Raw genomic sequence first — 17,842 nt, 5'->3', positions numbered from 1 at the left:
GCCGGGTAGGGGGGCGCGGGGCTGGGGGGGCTGCCCCGCAGGGAGGGGGCGGCCCGGAAGGCCGAAAAAACTGCGTGATTTTTCCGGCGGAGCTTTCTTAAATGGAGGCATGATCATCTGGATTCTGGCGTTGGTGCTGGTGCTGGCCTCCGCGGCCCTGGGTTACACGTGGGGCGCGGTGCGCACCGGCATAACCATGGTGGGGTTGATGCTGGCGTCGGTGCTGGCGGCGCCGGTGGCGCCGGTCTTGTATCCGCTTTTTGACAAGCTGGGCCTGGGCACGAAGCTGCACGCCTTTTTCATTGCGCCGTTGGTTGTGATTTTGGTGGTGATGGTGGTGTTCAAGGTGGTGGCCACCAAGGTGCACAACATGCTGGATACGCATTACAAGTACCACGCGCCGGATTTCGTGCAGACGTTGTGGTTGCGCACCAATGAGCGGTTTGGGGCGGCGTTGTCGGTGGTCAACGCGACGATTTACCTGCTGTTGATTTGCGTGTTCATTCAGGTGCTGGCTTACCCCGTCAGCCAGTTGTCTTCCGGAGACCAGGATTCGGCGGCGTGGCGGTATCTGCTCAAGGCGCACGAGGCGATGGAATCCACCCGGATGAACCGCGTGGCGGCGGCGTTCAATCCGGCGCCCAAAAAATACTATGAAGTCAGCGACCTGGTCGGGATGGTGTATCACAATCCGCTGCTGGTGGGGCGGCTGACCAGTTACCCGCCCATCATGGAGCTGGGCGAGCGGGAGGAATACCGGCTGATGTACGACCGGATTGCGGGGGATGTGGAGTTCAAGAAAACCATCCTTTCGATGCCCAAGACGCCGTTTCAGCAAATCATGGGCGAGGAGTCGTTTCGGCTGATGGTGACCAACCGGCCGTACATGAACGAGATTTTCAAGCTGGATTTCAAGGACCTTTCCAACTACCTGGCCACGGGGAAATCAGCCAAATTTGACGAGGCCATTCTGGGGCGCTGGGTGTACAACTACCAGGCTTCGCTGGCGGAGCAACGGCGCACGCGGGCGACGTGGAAGCGGGCCGAATACAACCTGCTGATGGCCAGCTATACCAACAATCTGCATGACGTGACCCTGCTGGGCCTGATCAACAACAAGGTGGTCATCAAATCGGGCGGGGCGGGCCAGCCGGTCAACATCTTGCGCGGTACGTGGTCCCGGGAAAGCGGGGACCGTTATACTCTGCAGCTTGACGGCCCGTGGGAAAAGGAAATCCAGGTGCGCGGCTCGCGGCTTTACGCGCGATTCAAGCTCGAGCGGGAAACCCGGATTGTGGTGTTTGAACGGCAATAGGGCTGGGGGGCTTGGGCATCCTTCCGCGGGAATGGGCCGGGATGACCCGGCGCGGGCGGTGATGGGCCGCCCGGCGGGCGCCTTCCGGCATTGACTTTTGCCGGAGAATTTCTTTCGCTTTAGTCATGCTCAAAGCCGGCATTGTCGGGTTGCCCAACGTGGGCAAGTCCACTCTGTTCAATGCGCTCATCCGGGCGCACAAGGCGCCGGCAGAGAATTACCCCTTCTGCACCATCGAACCGAACCTGGGGGTGGTGGCGGTGCCGGATGACCGGCTGGAGCAAATCGCGCGGGTGGTGGGCGTGGGGCGGCGCGTGCCGGCGACGATTGAATTCATTGACATTGCCGGGCTGGTCAAGGGCGCCGCGCAGGGGGAGGGGCTGGGCAACAAGTTTCTCAGCCACATCCGGGAGGTGGATGCCCTGGTGCATGTGGTGCGCTGTTTTGAGGACCCGGATATTCACCATGTCACGGGCAGCATTGATCCGGTGCGGGATATTGAAATTGTCACGGCGGAGCTGATTCTGGCGGACCTGGAAACGCTGCACCGGCGGCAGGAGAAAATTGCCCGGGACGTCAAACGCGGCGATGCGCATGCCCTGCAGGAGGAGCAGCTCATCAAAAAATTGACGGCCCACCTGCAGAGTGGCAAGCCGGCCATTGCGCTTCACCTTTATCCCGAAGAGCGGGCGGTCACACGGCATTTCTTTTTGCTGACGGACAAGCCCACCCTGTTTGCCGCCAACCTCAAGGAGAATGAACTGGCCGGCGCGGCAGAGCACCCGCAGGTGCGGAGGGTGGCGGAATACGCGCGGGCGCATCACGGGTGCGACACCGTGCCCATTGCGGCGCAATTGGAGAGCGACCTGGTGGATTTGACGGCGGAGGAGGCCGCCGAGTACCTGCAGGCGCTGGGGGTGACCGAGTCGGGCGTGGCGCGGCTCATCCGGCAAACCTATCAGCTTCTGGGGTTGCGCACGTTTTTCACGTTTAATCAGGAGGAAGCGCGGGCGTGGACCATCACGGCCGGGGACACCGCGCCCAAGGCGGCAGGCACGATTCACAGCGACTTTGAAAAAGGCTTCATCAAGGCCGAGGTGGTGCCGTGGCAGGATTTGGTCCACTGCGGGTCGGTGGCGGCGGCGCGCGAGAAGGGGCATTACCGGATTGAGGGGCGGGAATACGTGGTGAGGGATGGGGATGTGATATTGTTCAAGTTCAATGCGTAGGGCGGGCGGAAGGGGCCAGAAAGCCGCACGGGAGCATTGACAGGCGGCGGGCGCTCTCGTAAGTTGCTGGCAGCAATTAACGCTTTTACAGCATGTTAGTCAAAATTTTCTTAATCCTGGCGATCCTCGCGGGCATCGCGGCGGTCATCCTTGGCTTTACCCAGGTGAAGCCGAAAATTGAGGGGTTGCAGCAAAACCTGGTGGAAGAGACCACCGAACGCATCAAACAGACCAAACGCGCCGAGAAAGGGGAAAAAGAGCGTGACCAGGCGCTGTCCGATTTGAAGAGCGAGCGCAACGCCCACAGCCAGACCCGCAACCGTCTGCGCACGGCCGAGGACAACCTGGCCGCCTCCGAGCAGCGCAACCAGCAATTGCAGGCGCAAATCAACAAGTTGCAGAGCGACTTGACGGCGGCGCGGCAGAATCTGGCGGCTTGGGATGCGCTGGGCATCAAGGTGGAGGAGGTCAAAGGTTTGATGAACAACCTGGCCGAGGAAAAGCGCAAGAATGACGTGCTGCAAACGGAGAACAAGATGCTGAACCAGCGGGTGGCCATTCTCAAGCAGCAGTTGGATGATTTGCTGAAGCCCGATGCCTCGGAGATGGTAGAGGAGGGGGTGCCGCTGCCCACGGATTTGAAGGCCAAGGTGGTGGCGGTGGACCCGAAGTGGAACTTTGTGGTGCTGGATGTGGGCCGGGATCAGGAAGCCCGCGAAGGCGGCAACATGCTGATTTACCGGGATGCCAAGCTGATTGCGAAGGTCAAGATTCAGAGTGTCACTGACAACACCTCCATCGCCACCATCATGAGCGGGTGGAGGATTACGGACGTGCAGGAAGGAGACATGGCGTTGCATCGTCCGGTGAAACGCAAAGTCAGTCCATGAAAGCCATGATGCAAAATTGGCGGCGTATCGTCACCAGTCTGCTGTTGGGTGGATTTGTGCTGGCCCTGTGCGGCTGCGGCTCGGTGGAGAAAGATGCCACGCATGTCTCCTCGCGCCCGTGGAATGCGCCCAAGAGCTGGGAGGGCGGTTTGCCCACCAGCTTGAATGAGGGGCGTTAAAAGCCGGGCGAAAGCTTCTCATAAACTTCTCTACAGCAAAGGTTTGCACAGGTGGAGGTGTCGGCTTGTCTGGCCCCCTTTAAGGGGGCGCCAGACGAGTGGTTTCCGGGGGTGGTTTTTATCTGATGCCTCTTCCATTCCCACCCTGGCAAGCCAGGGTGGACGCCGTTGGGTAGCCTATTTCCCGCTGGATGGCGGGGAAAAGAGGGGGAGCAACCTGGCGATGGTTTTCGCCGGCAGGCATTTGTAATAGCAAGGCCACCGCGAGGCGTTCGGCTTGGGGGAGGGGTAAAAAAAGCCCTTGACGTTGGCGAAGGCAGCATGGTAATTTAATCGCGACATTGCAAAACGGGCCGGCTTCAGGCCGGCATGAGAAAGTCGGGAAGGCAACTTCGTCCGACTTTTTTGTTCCCCAGAGGGAACGTAGCCATGGATGGGTTTTATGAACGCCGAAATACTGGCTGTGTTGGAATACTGGGAACGCGAGAAAGGGATTCCGCGCGAGGAATTGATTAAAATCCTCAGCGATTCCTTGCTGGCGTCCGCGAAACGGGCGGTAGGACCAGCCCGGGAGCTGCGGTGTGCCATTGACCCGAAGACCGGGGACATCAAAGCGTTTGCCCGTCTGGTGGTGGTGCAGAAGGTGCTGTCCAAGCACGACCAGATTTCCCTGTTTGACGCCCGGCGCATCAAGCCGGATGCGCAGATTGGCGAGGAGATAGAGGTGGAAGTCACGCCGGCGGGTTTTGGACGGATTGCCAGCCAGTATGCGCGGCAGAGCCTCACCCAGCATTTGCGCAAGGCGGAGAAGAAAATGGTGTATGAGGAGTACAAGGATCGCGTGGGTGAGCTGTTGACCGGGACGGTGCGCCGGTTTGAGCGGTCGGATGTGTATGTGGATTTGGGGCGGTGTGAGGCGCTGTTGCCCAACCGGGAGCGGGTGCCCAACGAGGATTTCCAGATGGGGGACCGGATTCTTTGCTATGTGAAGGCGGTGCAGGAAACGCCCCGGGGACCGGAAATCATTCTGTCGCGTGCGGATCCGGAGTTTGTGATCAAGCTGTTCAAGCGGGAGGTGTCGGAAATCAATGACGGCACCATTGAGATCAAGGCCATTGCGCGGGAGCCGGGCTTCCGGACCAAGATTGCGGTGTACACGCGGGATCCGAAGGTGGATCCGGTGGGGGCGTGCGTGGGGCTGCGCGGGGCGCGGGTGCGGAACATTGTGCGGGAGTTGAACAATGAGAAGGTGGATATCATCCCGTGGGATCCCAACATCCGCAACCTGATTACCAATGCCTTGAATCCGGCCCGGATCAAATCATTTGAGATTGACGAGGCCCGGCGGCGGGTGAAAATCTGGGTCAGCGAGGACCAGCTTTCCCTGGCGATCGGCCGGCGCGGGCAAAACGCGCGGTTGACGTCCCGGTTGACGGGCTGGGAAGTGGATATTGAGGCTGAGGCCGCTCCTCCGACCGGCGGATTTGAGGAGAAAGTGGCGCAGGCCATTGAGACCCTCGCTGCCATTCCCGGCATCAGCCGGGAAATGGCCGATGCGCTGGTGCACGGCGGTTTGACCAGTTTGGAAGACGTGCTGCAGGCGGGTGAATCATATCTTGCCTCCCTGGACCGGGTGGGCGAGCAGGCGGGGGCCATCATGCAGGCCGCCCGCGAAGAAGCCAGCCGGCGGCAGATTAAACTGGGCGAAACCACCGCCGCATGAGAGGGAAGATGAGGATGAAAACTGTCCTTGCTTCAGTGCGCGCATGAAAACGCCACGACAGCGGCGGCGGTTGGGAATGAATTATGCCTGTTCGGATCTACGAAATTGCCCGCAAATTGGGCCTGGAAAGCAAAGTTGTCCTGGCGAAGGCCAAGGAACTGGGCATTACTACGGCCAAGGTTCCAGCCAGCACGCTGGATAAAATCACCGCCGAGTATCTCGAACAGCACTTGCCCCACCCGGAAACCACCGCCCCGGCGCCGGTGGAACCGCCGAAAGAGGAGATGGCTCCTCTGGAAGCGCTCAAATTGGTGACGGAAGCTCCCTCCGCTGAAGCGGCGCAGGGCGCGGAGACGGAAGCGCCGCCACCCGAAGTCGAGCCCACCGAAACAGCTCCGGCGGAACCCGCCCCGGCTCCGGAAGTTCAGGCTGAGCCGGCGCCCGCCGCTGTAGTGGTGGCGCCCCCGGCAGAGACGGTCACGGCCACCACCCCCCCCGCCGCTCCGGCGGTGGTGGAGGCGGCTCCGGCAGCGGCTGCTCCCGCGCCGCCCCAAGCGCCGCCGCCGGCAGAGGTTGCGCCGCCCACCGCCATTTCCGTGGAGACGCCGGCGCCCGCGCCGGCGGTGGTGGAGCCGCCCGCTACTCCTGTGCCAGCCGCCGCGGTGACGGCGCCGCCGCCCCCCACGGCCGCGGCTCCTGCGCCTGCGGCGCCTCCCGCGCCGCCGCCTCCCCCTCCGGCACCCCCGCCCCCGCCCAAACCGCAGATAGGCGAGAAGGTGGGTTTTGTGGATTTGAAGAAGCTGGGCTTTGGCCGCCCCGCCGCCAAGCCAGCGCCGCCGCCCCGGCCGGAGAAGGAAAAAGAGAAGGAAAAGGAGAAACCCGCCCGGAAGCCGGAGCCGCCGCGCGCCGCGCCGGCCTCACGCGCTCCGGTGGTGGTGGCGCCGGCCAACGCGCCGGTGATTACGATGAAGCCGCCCATCATTGTGCGGGACCTGGCGGAAAAGATGAACCGTCGGCCGTTCCAGATTATTGCGGATTTGATGGAGTCGGGGGTGTTTGCCACGGTGAATCAGGCCATAGACGAGGCGGTGGCGACGCGCATTTGCGCCAAGCATGGCTTCCGGTTTGAGCTGGAGCGGCGGGACCGCAGCAAGGCGGTGCATCCGGTGGTGCGGAAGGCGCCGGATGTGGATCCGGAGGACAAACCCCAGGACCTCAAGCCGCGTCCGCCGGTAGTGACCATCATGGGCCACGTGGACCATGGCAAGACGACGCTGCTGGACGTCATCCGCAAATCGAATGTGGCGGCGGGCGAGGCGGGAGGCATCACGCAGCACATTGGCGCCTACACCATTTCGTTTCCGCATCCGGAGGACCGGAAACGCATCCAGCAAATCACGTTTTTGGACACGCCGGGCCATGCGGCCTTCAGCGCCATGCGGGCGCGCGGGGCCAACGTGACGGACATTGTGGTGCTGGTGGTGGCGGCCAATGACGGGGTGATGCCGCAGACGCTGGAGGCGCTCAACCACGCGCAGGCGGCCAAGGTGCCCATCATTGTGGCGATCAACAAGTGCGACCACCCGAACGCCAATCCGTTGAAAGTGCGCCAGCAGCTCAATGACAAGGGGCTGGTGCCGGATGACTGGGGCGGCAACACCATTTATGTGGAATGCTCGGCCCTGACCGGCAAGGGGGTGGACAAGCTGCTGGAAATGATTTTGTTGCAGGCCGATTTGCTGGACCTCAAGGCCAATCCCAACCGGCCCGCCTCCGGCAACGTCATCGAGTCCGGCCTGGAGCCGGGGGGCCCGACGGCCACGGTGCTGGTGCGCAAGGGCACGTTGAAGGTGGGGCAGGTGATTTTGTGCGGCCAGTATTTCGGCAAGGTGCGCGCGCTGATTAATGAAGACGGCCAGCGCTTGAAGGAGGCCGGCCCTTCGCACGCGGTCAAGGTCCTCGGCCTCAATGGCGTGCCCGAGGCCGGGCTGGCGTTCCAGGTGGTGAAGGATGAAAAAGAGGCGCGCGAGGCCGCGGAGAAAGTGGCCATGGAAAACCGCGCCCGGGCCCAGGAAGTCCGGCAGGTCATGACGCTGGAAAACCTGATGGACAAGCTCAAGGCCACCAACGAGAAGGTGTTGCGGGTGGTGGTGAAGGCGGACACCCAGGGTTCGGTGGAGGCGATTGTGGAGGCGCTCAAGCGGATTGAGAGCACGAAAGTTTCGCTGGAGATTGTGCACAGTGCGGTGGGCACCATCAGCGAGAACGATGTGGTGCTGGCCGCGGCCGCCAAGGCGGTGATCCTGGGCTTCCATACGCGGGTGGACAGCGAAGCCGCGGAGGCGGCGAAACGGGAGGGCGTGCAGATCAAACTGTACGCGATCATTTATGAGCTGATTGACCAGGTGCGGGACGCCATGGCCGGTTTGCTGGAGCCGATCATCAAGGAAACGGTCATCGGGGCGGCGGAGGTGCGCAAGGTGTTCACGCTGTCCAAGGGCGGCAACGTGGCCGGCTGCATGGTCATGCACGGGCGGGTGGCGCGCGGCAAGGCGCGGGTGGTGCGGCGCCGCAACGTCATCTACGAGGGCATCATCAGCTCGCTGCGCCGGTTCCAGGATGAGGTCAACGAAGTGCGGGCCGGCATGGAGTGCGGCATCCGCCTGGACGGATTCAATGATTTTCAGGAAAACGACACCATCGAGTGCTACATCCTCGAAAAGGTGGCGCAGAAACTGGAATAACCCCGCATTTTTCCCGCCATGTCCGTGCGAGTTGAACGGGTGCGCGAGCTGCTCAAGCGCGAGATCGGCGAAATCATCCGCCGCCAGTTGCCGGTGGATGAAGCCGGCATGATCACGGTGAATGACGTGACGGTGACCGGCGATTTGCAGCATGCCACGGTGTATTTCAGCATTCTGGGCGGCGCGGACCAGCAGAAGCGCGGCGAGGCGCTGCTGCAGGAGCGCCGCAAGCTCATTCAAAATCTCCTGGGGCAGTCGGTGGTGCTCAAATACACGCCCCACCTGAAGTTCGTCCGCGATGATTCGATTGCCCGTGGAGACCGGGTGCTGCGGATTTTGGACGAACTGGAAAAACAAACGCCCGCTGGCGACCGTGAAACCCCGCCCCAAGATTCTTGAACGGCTGATCGCCGAGCTGCGGCAGCATCAGCGTTTTTGCGTGGTGGGCCATGTGCGGCCCGACGGGGACTGCATTGGCTCGCAACTGGCCATGGCGCTGGCCCTGCAGGCGGAGGGCAAGGAGGTGGTGTGCTGGAACGAGGATGCGGTGCCCTCCAAGCTGCGGTTTCTGGACCCGGACCGTTTGATGAAGAAACCGCAGGCCAACGGCGAGTTTGACTGTGTGATTGCGCTGGACTGCGCCTGTGTGGAGCGGCTGGGCCGCGCGGCGGAGTGCATTGCGCGGCGGCGGGTGCTGCTCAACATTGACCATCATCCCAGCAACACCCGTTACGGGGACATCAACTGGGTGGCCGCGCGGGTGCCCTCCACCGGCGAGCTGGTGTTCCGGCTGCTCAAGGAGATTGGCTGGCCCATCACGCCGCACATTGCCGACTGCCTGTTCACCGCCGTCTCCACCGACACCGGCTCGTTCCAGTATCCGACCACGCTGCCGAGCACGTATCACGTGGCGGCGGAGCTGGTGAAGCGGGGGGCCAACCTGGCGAAGATTTGCGACGAGGTGTACCAGTCTTATTCCATGTCGCGGGTGCGGCTGGTGCGGCATTTGTACAACAAGTTTCGCCTGACCCACCGCGACCAGATTGCCTATTTCTGGTTGAAACAGGCGGATTTTGCCCGCACCGGCGCGGCCAAGGAGGATGCCGAGGGATTGATAGACCACCTCCGCGCCATCGAGCCGGTGATTGTGGCGATGGTGTTTGAGGAAGTGGAGCCGACGCTGATTCGGGTGAGCTTCCGCAGCAAGCGCCCGGAGGTGGACGTGAATAAAATCGCCTCGCAATTTGGCGGCGGCGGCCACGCGGCGGCGGCGGGGGCGCGCATTGCGGGCAGCCCGCTGTCGGTGCAGCGCCGGGTGCTGGCCGCGGTGCGCAAGGCGCTGGATGGTGCGGGTCTCTAATCATGCCTATACGCGAATTTTCTCCCCTGGATGGAGCGTTGCTGGTGGACAAACCCGCCGGCCCCACCAGCCATGATGTGGTGGATGTCATCCGCCATCAATTCCAACTGAAAAAAGTGGGCCACTGCGGCACGCTGGACCCCGGCGCCACCGGGCTGCTGGTGCTGGTGCTGGGGCTGGCCACGCGGTTGTCGGACAAGTTCATGGCGGCGGACAAGGTCTATGAGGGGGCCATCAAGCTGGGGGAGGTCACCGATTCCTACGACGCGGACGGGAAGGTGCTGGCGAGCGCGCCGGTGCCGCCGGTGACCCTGGAGCAGCTCAACGAGCTGGCGGCGGCGTTCGAGGGCGACCAGATGCAGGTGCCGCCGATGGTGAGCGCGGTCAAGAAAGATGGGGTGCCGCTGTACAAGCTGGCGCGCAAGGGCATCGAGGTGGAGCGCAAGGAGCGGCTGGTCCACATTTACCGGTTCCGCTTTGTGGCGGTGGCGCCGCCCCTGGCGTGGTTCCGGGTGGCCTGCACCAAGGGCACGTACGTGCGCACGCTGGCGCACGATTTTGGGCAGCGCCTGGGGTGCGGGGCGCATCTGAAGCATTTGCGCCGGACGGCCTCCGGGCAGTTTGATGTGGCCCAGGCCACGCCCTACGAGGAGATTTTGCGCTGGAGCCCGGCGGATTTGGAGGCGCACATCATTCCTTTCCTCAAACTGGTGCGGATGGAGTAAGGGCGGCGGAGCCGCCCGTGATGGCCTGATTTGCGATGCGCATCATTCACCAACCGGCCGAATTGCAGGCAGCGGGGCGCCCGGTGTGCGCGGCCATTGGCGTGTTTGACGGCGTGCATCGCGGGCACCAGGCGGTGATTGGCCACGCGGTGCGCGAGGCGGCGCGGACGGGCGGGGTGGCGGTGGTGATCACCTTTGACCGGCATCCGCGCAGCATTGTGGACCCCGCCCGCGCGCCCGCCCTCATTCAGCCGCTCTCCCGCAAGCTGGCCGCCCTGGGCGCGCTGGGCGCCGAGGCCGCGCTGGTGTTTCATTTTGACCACCACTTCAGCCTGCAATCCGCGGAAGCTTTTGTGCACGCGCTGTACGCGGGCTTCGGCACCCTGGCCAGCCTGAGTGTGGGCGCCAATTTTTTCTTTGGCCACGGCCGCGCCGGCAATGTGCAGGTGTTGCAGGAGCTGGGCCGGCGTTACGGGTTTGCCGTGCAGGTGGCCGAGCCGGTGCTGTTTGGCGGGGAACCCATCAGCAGCACGCGTGTGCGGGCGGCCATTCGCGCCGGCCAACTGGCGGAGGTGACGGCCATGCTGGGCCGCCCGTATGCGGTGTGCGGGCCGGTGCTGCGCGGCCAGGGTCTGGGCCGGCAACTGGGTTTTCCCACCGCCAACGTGGCGGTGGAAGGTCTGGAAATGCCGCCGCAAGGCGTGTATGCCGCGCGCGTGATTTTGCCGGACGGCCCGCATCCCGCAGTGGTGAACTGGGGCCGGCGCCCCACGGTGGCCGGCGGCGCGGCCGGGCCGCATTTTGAGGTGCATCTGCCCGGGTGGCAGGGGGACCTCTACGGCCAGGAACTGGAAGTGCAGCTTGGGCGGTATTTGCGGGCGGAGCAACGTTTTCCGGCGGTGGAGGCGTTGCGCGCGCAAATTGCGCGGGATGTGGCCGCCGCGCTGGCCGCGGGCGGGATGGATTGATTGAAAGGCCGCAAGGCGGGGCGTGGCGGGCCCGGCGGGTTACTTGACCAGGTGGTACCAGTTGTCGCGCTGGCGCGGTTCGTAGCCCATTTCCTCGATGAGCCGCCGCATGTCCTGCTCGGTCATGCGAAAGGTGGCGCCGGCCTGGCTGACGACGTTTTCCTCAATCATGATGCTGCCCAAATCATTGGCCCCGTATTGCAGGGCCACCTGGCCGATGTCCGGCCCCTGGGTGACCCAGGAGCTTTGGACGTTGGCAAAATTATCCAGGTAAATCCGCGCCAGGGCCTGGGTGCGCAGGTATTCGTGGGCGCCCACGGTGGGGGCTTTGAGGACGGTGTTTTCCGGCTGGTAGGTCCAGCAGATGAAGGCGGTGAAGCCACCGGTTTTGTCCTGTTGCGCCCGCAGGCGTTCGAGGTGTTCGATGCGGTCGGCCAGGGTTTCCACGTGGCCAAACATCATGGTGGCGGACGAGTTCAGACCGCAGCGGTGGGCCACGTCCATGACGCGGAGCCAGTCCTGGCTCATGGCCTTGCGGGGGGAGATGCGCTGCCGCACCCGGTCCACCAGGATTTCCGCGCCCCCGCCGGGGATGCTGCCAAGGCCCGCGCGGGCAAACAGGGGAATCAATTCCTCCACCGGCTTTTGGAAGACTTCCTCGAAATGAATGAACTCGCTGGGGCTGAAGCCGTGGATGTTGATTTGGGGAAAGCGGCTTTTAATGTGGCTGAGCAGGTCCAGGTACCATTGCAGGCTCAAGCCGGGGTGATGGCCGCCCTGCAACAGGATTTGGGTGCCGCCCAGGGCCACGGTTTCGGCCACCTTGCGGTCCATTTCCTCGAACGAAATGACGTAGGCATCGGCGTCTTTTTCGGTGCGGTAGAACGCGCAAAACTTGCAATAAACGTTGCAGATGTTGGTGTAGTTGATGTTGCGGTCAATGATGTAGGTGACGATTTCATTGCCGCGCCCGGCATACGCCGCTGCCTTGGCCAGCGCGCGCCGCCGGTGGGCCAGCTCGCCCAGCTCGGCCAGGGGCAGATGGTACAGGGCCTCCGCTTCGGCGGGGGTGATGCGGCCGCCGTCCCAAACTTTTTGTTTGAGGCTGTCGGTGGCAGTGGCTGGTGCAACCATGGGGAAAGATACTCGCTCCCGGCCGCGGGGCAAGGGGCGGCTGGGCATTCAAAACAGCAGCTTCTGCTGCCAGTTCATCAACTGGCGCCGCGCGGCCTCGCCGTCGGTGGCCAGGGCTACCAGGGTGGCGCGGGGGGCGATTAAGGTGGGGTCCATTTGCAGGCGCGCGGCCTGGGCGTCCCGCCGGGCCTGCAATTCATTCATCAGCCGCCGCTGTTGCGCGGTCAGCCGCAGGGAGGGACGGCGGGGCATGGGGTGCGGGCATTTTTCGAGCGGCAACTGCAACGCCTTGGTGACGGCCTGCACCAGCCGCTGGCGCCGCCCCGGACTGAAGCGCCGGGGGATGAGGTGCTCATAAGGCTGGCCGGCGGCCGCCAGCGCGGCCAGCGCCACCATGTCCTCGGTGGAGAAAATGAAGAAAGGCGGGCGGTTGGCCGTTGTGGCCTCGTGCTCGCGCCAGTGCCAGACGGCCCGGAGCACGGCCAGGCCGTGGCGGTCCAGTTGCCCGCAACCTTTGACGCGCCAGGCGGTGTCCGCATCCGGCCCGGCGTCGGTGGCGCTTTGTTCCAGCAAACGGGCGCACATTTCCCGATGCCAATCCAGGCGGCCCCGTTGTTCCAGCTCGGCGCGGAGGATGGTTTCAAGGGGTTTGAGGTAGCGGGAGTCATTGCGGGCGTAGCGTTCCATGTGCGGCGGCAGGGGGCGCAGGCCCCAGTTGGCCTTTTGAGGGCCTTTTTCAAGGCGCACGCCCAAGTGGCGGTGGACCAAATCACTGAGGCCAAAGTTGGGGTAGCCCAGCAGGCGCGCGGCGAGCATGGTATCGAAGACGGCGGCGGGCAGGTAATCATAGGTGCGGCGAAGGAGCCGCAAATCATAATCGCAGCCGTGCATGACCAGCTCCCGCCCGGCCAGCGCCTGCCATAACGGCTGCAAATCCATGCCACTCAGCGGGTCCACCAGCACATCCCCGCCGGGATGGCTGATTTGGATGAGGCAGATTTTCTCCGGATAGGCGTGCAAGCTGTCCGCCTCGGTGTCCATGGCCACCCATGGGCTGGCCCGCAGCTTGTCCGCCAATTCCAATAACTGTGCTTCCCGCGCAATCAAAACAGGCTGATTATGGGAATACGCCCCGTTTTTTGAGAAGAAAAAATCTTGCTTCGCCCCGGGCGGTCTGGGCGCGCGGCCAGGGGTCTGGGTGGCCGGGCCTGGGCCCGGTGGGGCTTGCCGCCGGCTGCCGGTTCAGGCGCCGGCGGTGAACAATTGGTGATTGCGCCACAGATACAGCGTGCCGGAAATGATGGTCAGCCCCACGGTAATCCATTGCATGGCCACGGCCAGTTGGTCCACCCAGGGCACGCCCCCCAGGGGCAGCAGGAAAAACCGTCCCAAGGCTCCCCATTCCGGGCCGCACAGACTGACGAGCATGGCGAGGATGCAGATTATCTGGCTCACGGTTTTGTGTTTGCCGAAGCCTTCCGCCGCCAGAATCCGGTTTTGGGTGGCCGCCAGCATGCGCAGGCCGGTGATGGCAAACTCACGGGCCACAATGATGACCACCATCCAGGCCGGCATCAGCTTCAACCCCACAAAGGCAATGAAGGCCGAGCAGGTGAAGATTTTGTCGGCGAGCGGGTCCATGAGCTTGCCGAAATTGGTGATGAGGTTGTGCTTGCGCGCCAGCCGGCCGTCGAGGTGGTCGGTGAGGCCTCCCAGGGAAAACAAGACCAGGGCGGCGGTATGGTGGAGGGGAAAAGGAATGAACAACGCCATCAGGAAGGCGGCGGTGAACACCAGCCGCGCCATGGTCAGTTTATTGGGCAGATTCATGTCTTGCGTTGCCACCCTCCAGCTCGGCCATTAAATCGTAATCGGTATGGCCCACAATCCGCACGGTCGCAAACTCCCCCGGCGGCAGCGGGCCGCCGCGGATGTACACCCGGCCGTCAATGTCCGGCGCATCGGCCTCGCCCCGGGCCACGGCGTACCGGCCCCGCAGCCGGCGCGCGCCGGCATCGGCTTCGCGCAGGAGGCCGTGCTCCCAGGAGTCCACCCGGGCCGCCTGCAATTGGCGGGCGGTGGCCTCGCCTTCCACCAGCACTCGGAGGGTGCGTCCCACAAAACCCGCGGCGACTTCGCGGGCGACCTCGTGCTGCGCGGCCATCAGCAATTCGCGGCGGCGCTGGCGCTCGGCGGCCGGCACCTGCCCGCGCATCTGGGCGGCGCGTGTCCCCGCCTCGCGGGAGTAGGCAAACACGCCCAGTCGTTCAAAACGCACTTTGCGCACAAAGTCCACCAGCGCGGCAAACCGCGCTTCCGTCTCACCCGGAAATCCTACGATGAAGGTGGTGCGGAGCGCAATCCCCGGGATGCCGGCGCGGATGCGGGCGAGCAAATCTTCGATGTACGCCCGGGAGGTTTCGCGCCGCATGCGCTCGAGCATGACCTCGTGAATGTGCTGGAGGGGCATGTCGGCGTAGCGGGCCACTTTGGGGCAGTCGGCGATGGTCTGAATCAGTTCCTCCGTCCAATGCGCCGGATGGGTGTAGAGGAGGCGTATCCAGAAATCCCCCTCGAGGGCGTTCAGCGCCCGCAGGAGCGCGCACAAGTCCGGCGTCTCCGCCGCCGCCGCCGTGGCCGCCCGCCGCCAGTCGCGCCCGTAGTAAGTGGTGTCCTGCGAAATCAGGTTCAGCTCCCGGCAGCCTTCGGCCACCAACTGGCGGGCCTCCTGGACCACGTCCTCCAGCGGACGGCTCCGGTAGCTGCCGCGCAGGCGGGGAATGATGCAAAAGCTGCACGGGTGATTGCAGCCCTCGGCAATTTTGACATACGCAAAATGGCGTGGCGTGAGCCGGAAACGCGGCGTGGCATAATCGGGAATGTAGCGCGGGCGCAAATGCACCTGCACGGCGGGCGGGGGCGGCGCCAGAGTTACCCTGGTGGGAGGCCGGCGGCCGTGCCGGTCTTCGGCGGGCTGGCGGATTTCGGCCCGGGCTTCGGCGGGTTCGCCGGCGCCCAGCTCGGCCAGGCGCGCCAGGAGCTGCTGGCGATTGGCGCGGCGCGGGGTGGTGGCCAGTTGGGCGGCCCGATGGCGCAGGGCCTGCTGCACCAGCTCGGCCACCTGGGCCACCTGGTCCACGCCCATGAACACATCCACCTCCGGCAGCAGGCGCGGCAATTCTTCGCGATGCCGCTGCGGGAGGCAGCCGGAGACAATGAGTCCCTGGGCGGGGCGGAGGCGGTCGCGCTGGGCGGCGTATTCGAGGATGGTGTCCACGCTTTCCTCCTGGGCGGCGTCAATAAAGGAGCAGGTGTTGATAATCAGCACATCCGCCCGGGCGGGGTCATTGGTGATGCTCATGCCCGCTCCCAACAACGCGCCCAGCATGATTTCCGCGTCCACCAGGTTTTTGGCGCACCCCAGCGAGACCAAGCCCACCGCCGGCGCCGGATTGGAGGCCAGCTCATTCATGGCGCATAGAATGTCCCCGAAAACCCGCGGGCGCAACGCCTGGCCGTGCATGGCATGGGGGGGAAAAGGGGAAAATGGCGCCGGCGGGATGCATCATTTGCCGCGGGGCGGCCGGGCCGGGGGGTTGGTGGACGGCAAGGGCAAATACAAATCCCGGGCATCCGGGCGGGGCTGGTACATGGCGGGTTTCAGCGGGGCCAGCGGGTCGGTGTTTTTGTAGCGCCACCAGACCCGGTATCCCCACGCCGCCGCCACCACCAGGACGGCGCCCACGAGCACGGGCAGCACAATGCCCCAGTGCACGCGGGAAAATTGCAGCATCAGCACATCCACCCACGTGCGGGGGACGTTGGTCAGCGGGGGCGGCTCCTTGAACTTCTCGGTTTGCTGCAGCTCGGCCTCGAGGTCGGCCATGATGGCGGACTCCTCCAAATGCAGGAGCCGGGCGATGCTGCGCACAAAGCCGCGAATGTACACCGGCGCCACAAAGACGTCGTAATTACCCTCTTCCAGCGCGCGGATGTGATCCGTGCGGATCTTGGTGGCCTCCGCCACATCGTGCACGGTCAGCTTGCGGGCTTCGCGCGCGGTTCGCAATTGTTCAGCCACGGACGGCATGCAATGCCGCACCTTACCCCAGCCCGCGGCTTTTTGACAATGGCCGATTTGCCCGCGGCCCCGCCTGCAAGCGCCAGGCCTTCCCTGCCCGGCCGGGCGCGGGGCGCGAAAAAGATTTGCTTTCCCGTGGCGGAACGTACATTAAGTCCGGCTTTGTCATAAAAAACATAACATGAAAGAAAAACGCCACAGCCGTTATCGTGAAGACTTGAGCGACATGCCCGACTGGCTCAAGAAAAAGAAATGCCCGCATCGGGACCGCTACCTTTCCGGCAAGCGCATTTTGCCCAAGAACCTCACCGGCAAGGAGTCGGTGGAGTACCTGGTGGACGAAGTGTTTCTGGCCTACAACTCGGCGCGGCTCAAGGAAGGGTGCCAGTTGTTTGTGCAAAAGATGCTCGAGCCGGAGGTGACCATCGGGATGAGCCTCTCGGGGGCGCTCACGCCGGCGGGGCTGGGTTGCTCGTGCATCATCCCGTTGATTAAGGCGGGGTTTGTGGACTGGATTGTGTCCACCGGCGCCATTTTGTACCACGACATGCACTTTGCGCTGAACTTCCCGGTGCGGGTGGGCAGCTTCAAGCTGGACGACACCGAGCTGCGGCAGAATGACATTGTGCGCATTTATGATGTGCTCATCGGCTACAGCGACTGTCTGATGGCCACCGATGAAATTCTGCGTTCCATTCTGATTCAGCCGGAGTTTCAAAAGGAGATGGGCACGGCCGAGCTGCATTATCTGCTGGGCCGGTACTGCGCGGAATGGGAGCGCAAGGCGGGTTTGAAGGACGTGTCGGTGCTGGCGGCGGCGTACCGTGCCGGCGTGCCGTGCTACACCTCCTCGCCGGGCGATTCCACCATCGGCATGAACGTGGCCGGGGTGGAGCTGCGCGGCAACAAGCTGCGCATCAATCCCTCGATTGACGTGAACGAGACCACGGCGTTTGTGCTCGCGGCCAAGCGCTCGGGGGGCAAGAGCGGCGTGGTGTTGTGGGGCGGCGGCAGCCCGAAGAATTTCATGTTGCAGACCGAGCCGCAAATCCAGGAAGTGCTGCGCATCAAAGAATACGGGCAGGATTATTTCTTCCAGATTACGGACGCGCGCCCGGATACCGGCGGGTTGTCCGGCGCCACGCCCAGCGAGGCGGTGAGCTGGGGCAAGGTGGACCCGGACCGGCTGCCCGACGCGGTGGTGTGCTACACGGATACCACCATCGCCATGCCCCTCTTCACACATTACGCGCTGGCCAAGCACAAGCCGCGCAAACTGCGCCGGCTGTATGACCAGCGCGCCACCATGGTGAAGGCGCTCACCCGCGAGTACTTCAAACACAACAAGGTGAAGATGCTCGACGGCAGCGACCCGGTGCTGGATTAGGCTGCCAGCGGGCCGGCGCGCGCGGAGGGGATGTCCCGGTGGCGTGGGCGGGCGGGGAAGCCCGCCTGCCAGGGGTGCGGTGTGCCCGGGCGCCTGCGCGATGCTCG

The 17,842-nt window shown here is 64.0% G+C and carries 16 protein-coding genes; 11 read left to right on the top strand and 5 right to left on the bottom strand.

Annotation, left to right across the window (positions count from 1 at the left end; genetic code table 11):
• Nucleotides 1-109: 109 nt before the first annotated feature.
• The 10 genes from NXS98_RS13625 to ribF all read left to right on the top strand — a co-directional run bounded on the left by NXS98_RS13625 (nt 110) and on the right by ribF (nt 11,133).
• Complete coding sequence (locus NXS98_RS13625) at nt 110-1,315, top strand: CvpA family protein (RefSeq protein WP_283845566.1); 1,206 nt, start codon at nt 110-112, stop codon at nt 1,313-1,315.
• 125 nt (nt 1,316-1,440) lie between these two features.
• The gene (gene ychF / locus NXS98_RS13620) at nt 1,441-2,544 is read left to right on the top strand and encodes a redox-regulated ATPase YchF (protein ID WP_283845565.1); all 1,104 of its coding nucleotides are present in this window, start codon (nt 1,441-1,443) and stop codon (nt 2,542-2,544) included.
• A gap of 92 nt (nt 2,545-2,636) precedes the next feature.
• Nucleotides 2,637-3,434: a hypothetical protein gene (locus NXS98_RS13615; protein WP_283845564.1), complete on the top strand. Its 798-nt coding sequence runs from the start codon at nt 2,637-2,639 to the stop codon at nt 3,432-3,434.
• Nucleotides 3,431-3,613 carry a hypothetical protein gene (locus NXS98_RS13610; RefSeq protein WP_283845563.1) on the top strand — a complete coding sequence of 61 codons (183 nt, stop codon included), beginning with the start codon at nt 3,431-3,433 and terminating at the stop codon, nt 3,611-3,613. Before NXS98_RS13615 ends, NXS98_RS13610 begins: the two co-directional genes overlap by 4 nt.
• Before the next feature lie 442 nt (nt 3,614-4,055).
• The gene (gene nusA / locus NXS98_RS13605; protein WP_283845562.1) at nt 4,056-5,336 is read left to right on the top strand and encodes a transcription termination factor NusA; all 1,281 of its coding nucleotides are present in this window, start codon (nt 4,056-4,058) and stop codon (nt 5,334-5,336) included.
• 83 nt (nt 5,337-5,419) lie between these two features.
• Complete coding sequence (gene infB / locus NXS98_RS13600) at nt 5,420-8,080, top strand: translation initiation factor IF-2 (RefSeq protein WP_283845561.1); 2,661 nt, start codon at nt 5,420-5,422, stop codon at nt 8,078-8,080.
• Between the two features lie 18 nt (nt 8,081-8,098).
• Entirely contained in the window at nt 8,099-8,479 is a 381-nt protein-coding gene (gene rbfA / locus NXS98_RS13595) for a 30S ribosome-binding factor RbfA (RefSeq protein ID WP_283845560.1), read from the top strand.
• Nucleotides 8,454-9,440: a DHH family phosphoesterase gene (locus tag NXS98_RS13590; protein ID WP_283845559.1), complete on the top strand. Its 987-nt coding sequence runs from the start codon at nt 8,454-8,456 to the stop codon at nt 9,438-9,440. The genes rbfA and NXS98_RS13590 overlap by 26 nt, the downstream gene beginning before the upstream one ends.
• A 2-nt stretch (nt 9,441-9,442) precedes the next feature.
• The gene (gene truB, locus NXS98_RS13585; protein ID WP_283845558.1) at nt 9,443-10,165 is read left to right on the top strand and encodes a tRNA pseudouridine(55) synthase TruB; all 723 of its coding nucleotides are present in this window, start codon (nt 9,443-9,445) and stop codon (nt 10,163-10,165) included.
• 35 nt (nt 10,166-10,200) lie between these two features.
• Nucleotides 10,201-11,133 carry a riboflavin biosynthesis protein RibF gene (ribF, locus tag NXS98_RS13580; RefSeq protein ID WP_283845557.1) on the top strand — a complete coding sequence of 311 codons (933 nt, stop codon included), beginning with the start codon at nt 10,201-10,203 and terminating at the stop codon, nt 11,131-11,133.
• A gap of 39 nt (nt 11,134-11,172) precedes the next feature.
• Here ribF and mqnC read toward each other — a convergent pair whose 3' ends face one another.
• The 5 genes from mqnC to NXS98_RS13555 all read right to left on the bottom strand — a co-directional run bounded on the left by mqnC (nt 11,173) and on the right by NXS98_RS13555 (nt 16,348).
• Nucleotides 11,173-12,267, bottom strand: a complete 1,095-nt coding sequence (gene mqnC, locus NXS98_RS13575; RefSeq protein WP_283845556.1) for a cyclic dehypoxanthinyl futalosine synthase — start codon at nt 12,265-12,267, stop codon at nt 11,173-11,175.
• A 48-nt stretch (nt 12,268-12,315) separates the two neighbouring features.
• A complete protein-coding gene (locus tag NXS98_RS13570; RefSeq protein ID WP_283845555.1) occupies nt 12,316-13,374 on the bottom strand; it encodes a ribonuclease D in 1,059 nt (352 codons plus the stop codon).
• A gap of 135 nt (nt 13,375-13,509) precedes the next feature.
• Nucleotides 13,510-14,097, bottom strand: coding sequence for a CDP-diacylglycerol--glycerol-3-phosphate 3-phosphatidyltransferase (gene pgsA, locus NXS98_RS13565; protein WP_283845554.1), 588 nt, complete (start codon nt 14,095-14,097; stop codon nt 13,510-13,512).
• Nucleotides 14,081-15,739 (bottom strand): 30S ribosomal protein S12 methylthiotransferase RimO, encoded by a 1,659-nt coding sequence (gene rimO, locus NXS98_RS13560; protein WP_283845553.1) that lies wholly within the window; start codon nt 15,737-15,739, stop codon nt 14,081-14,083. The genes pgsA and rimO overlap by 17 nt, the downstream gene beginning before the upstream one ends.
• 93 nt (nt 15,740-15,832) lie before the next feature.
• A complete protein-coding gene (locus NXS98_RS13555) occupies nt 15,833-16,348 on the bottom strand; it encodes a helix-turn-helix domain-containing protein (RefSeq protein ID WP_283845552.1) in 516 nt (171 codons plus the stop codon).
• A 181-nt stretch (nt 16,349-16,529) separates the two neighbouring features.
• Between NXS98_RS13555 and NXS98_RS13550 the strand changes: the two genes are divergently transcribed.
• Nucleotides 16,530-17,735, top strand: coding sequence for a homospermidine biosynthesis protein (locus NXS98_RS13550; RefSeq protein WP_283845551.1), 1,206 nt, complete (start codon nt 16,530-16,532; stop codon nt 17,733-17,735).
• Nucleotides 17,736-17,842 lie beyond the last annotated feature (107 nt).

The sequence above is a fragment of the Fontisphaera persica genome (assembly GCF_024832785.1).
Lineage (GTDB): Bacteria > Verrucomicrobiota > Verrucomicrobiia > Limisphaerales > Fontisphaeraceae > Fontisphaera > Fontisphaera persica.
Note: the sequence above shows the minus strand (reverse complement) of the source record. Positions and strands in the feature narration are given on the sequence as shown.

Coding starts and splice junctions, on each gene's coding strand:
- NXS98_RS13625 (WP_283845566.1), top strand. CDS start 110: ATGATCATCTGGATTCTGGCGTTGGTGCTGGTGCTGGCCTCCGCGGCC.
- ychF (WP_283845565.1), top strand. CDS start 1,441: ATGCTCAAAGCCGGCATTGTCGGGTTGCCCAACGTGGGCAAGTCCACT.
- NXS98_RS13615 (WP_283845564.1), top strand. CDS start 2,637: ATGTTAGTCAAAATTTTCTTAATCCTGGCGATCCTCGCGGGCATCGCG.
- NXS98_RS13610 (WP_283845563.1), top strand. CDS start 3,431: ATGAAAGCCATGATGCAAAATTGGCGGCGTATCGTCACCAGTCTGCTG.
- nusA (WP_283845562.1), top strand. CDS start 4,056: ATGAACGCCGAAATACTGGCTGTGTTGGAATACTGGGAACGCGAGAAA.
- infB (WP_283845561.1), top strand. CDS start 5,420: ATGCCTGTTCGGATCTACGAAATTGCCCGCAAATTGGGCCTGGAAAGC.
- rbfA (WP_283845560.1), top strand. CDS start 8,099: ATGTCCGTGCGAGTTGAACGGGTGCGCGAGCTGCTCAAGCGCGAGATC.
- truB (WP_283845558.1), top strand. CDS start 9,443: ATGCCTATACGCGAATTTTCTCCCCTGGATGGAGCGTTGCTGGTGGAC.
- ribF (WP_283845557.1), top strand. CDS start 10,201: ATGCGCATCATTCACCAACCGGCCGAATTGCAGGCAGCGGGGCGCCCG.
- mqnC (WP_283845556.1), bottom strand. CDS start 12,267: ATGGTTGCACCAGCCACTGCCACCGACAGCCTCAAACAAAAAGTTTGG.
- pgsA (WP_283845554.1), bottom strand. CDS start 14,097: ATGAATCTGCCCAATAAACTGACCATGGCGCGGCTGGTGTTCACCGCC.
- rimO (WP_283845553.1), bottom strand. CDS start 15,739: ATGAATGAGCTGGCCTCCAATCCGGCGCCGGCGGTGGGCTTGGTCTCG.
- NXS98_RS13550 (WP_283845551.1), top strand. CDS start 16,530: ATGAAAGAAAAACGCCACAGCCGTTATCGTGAAGACTTGAGCGACATG.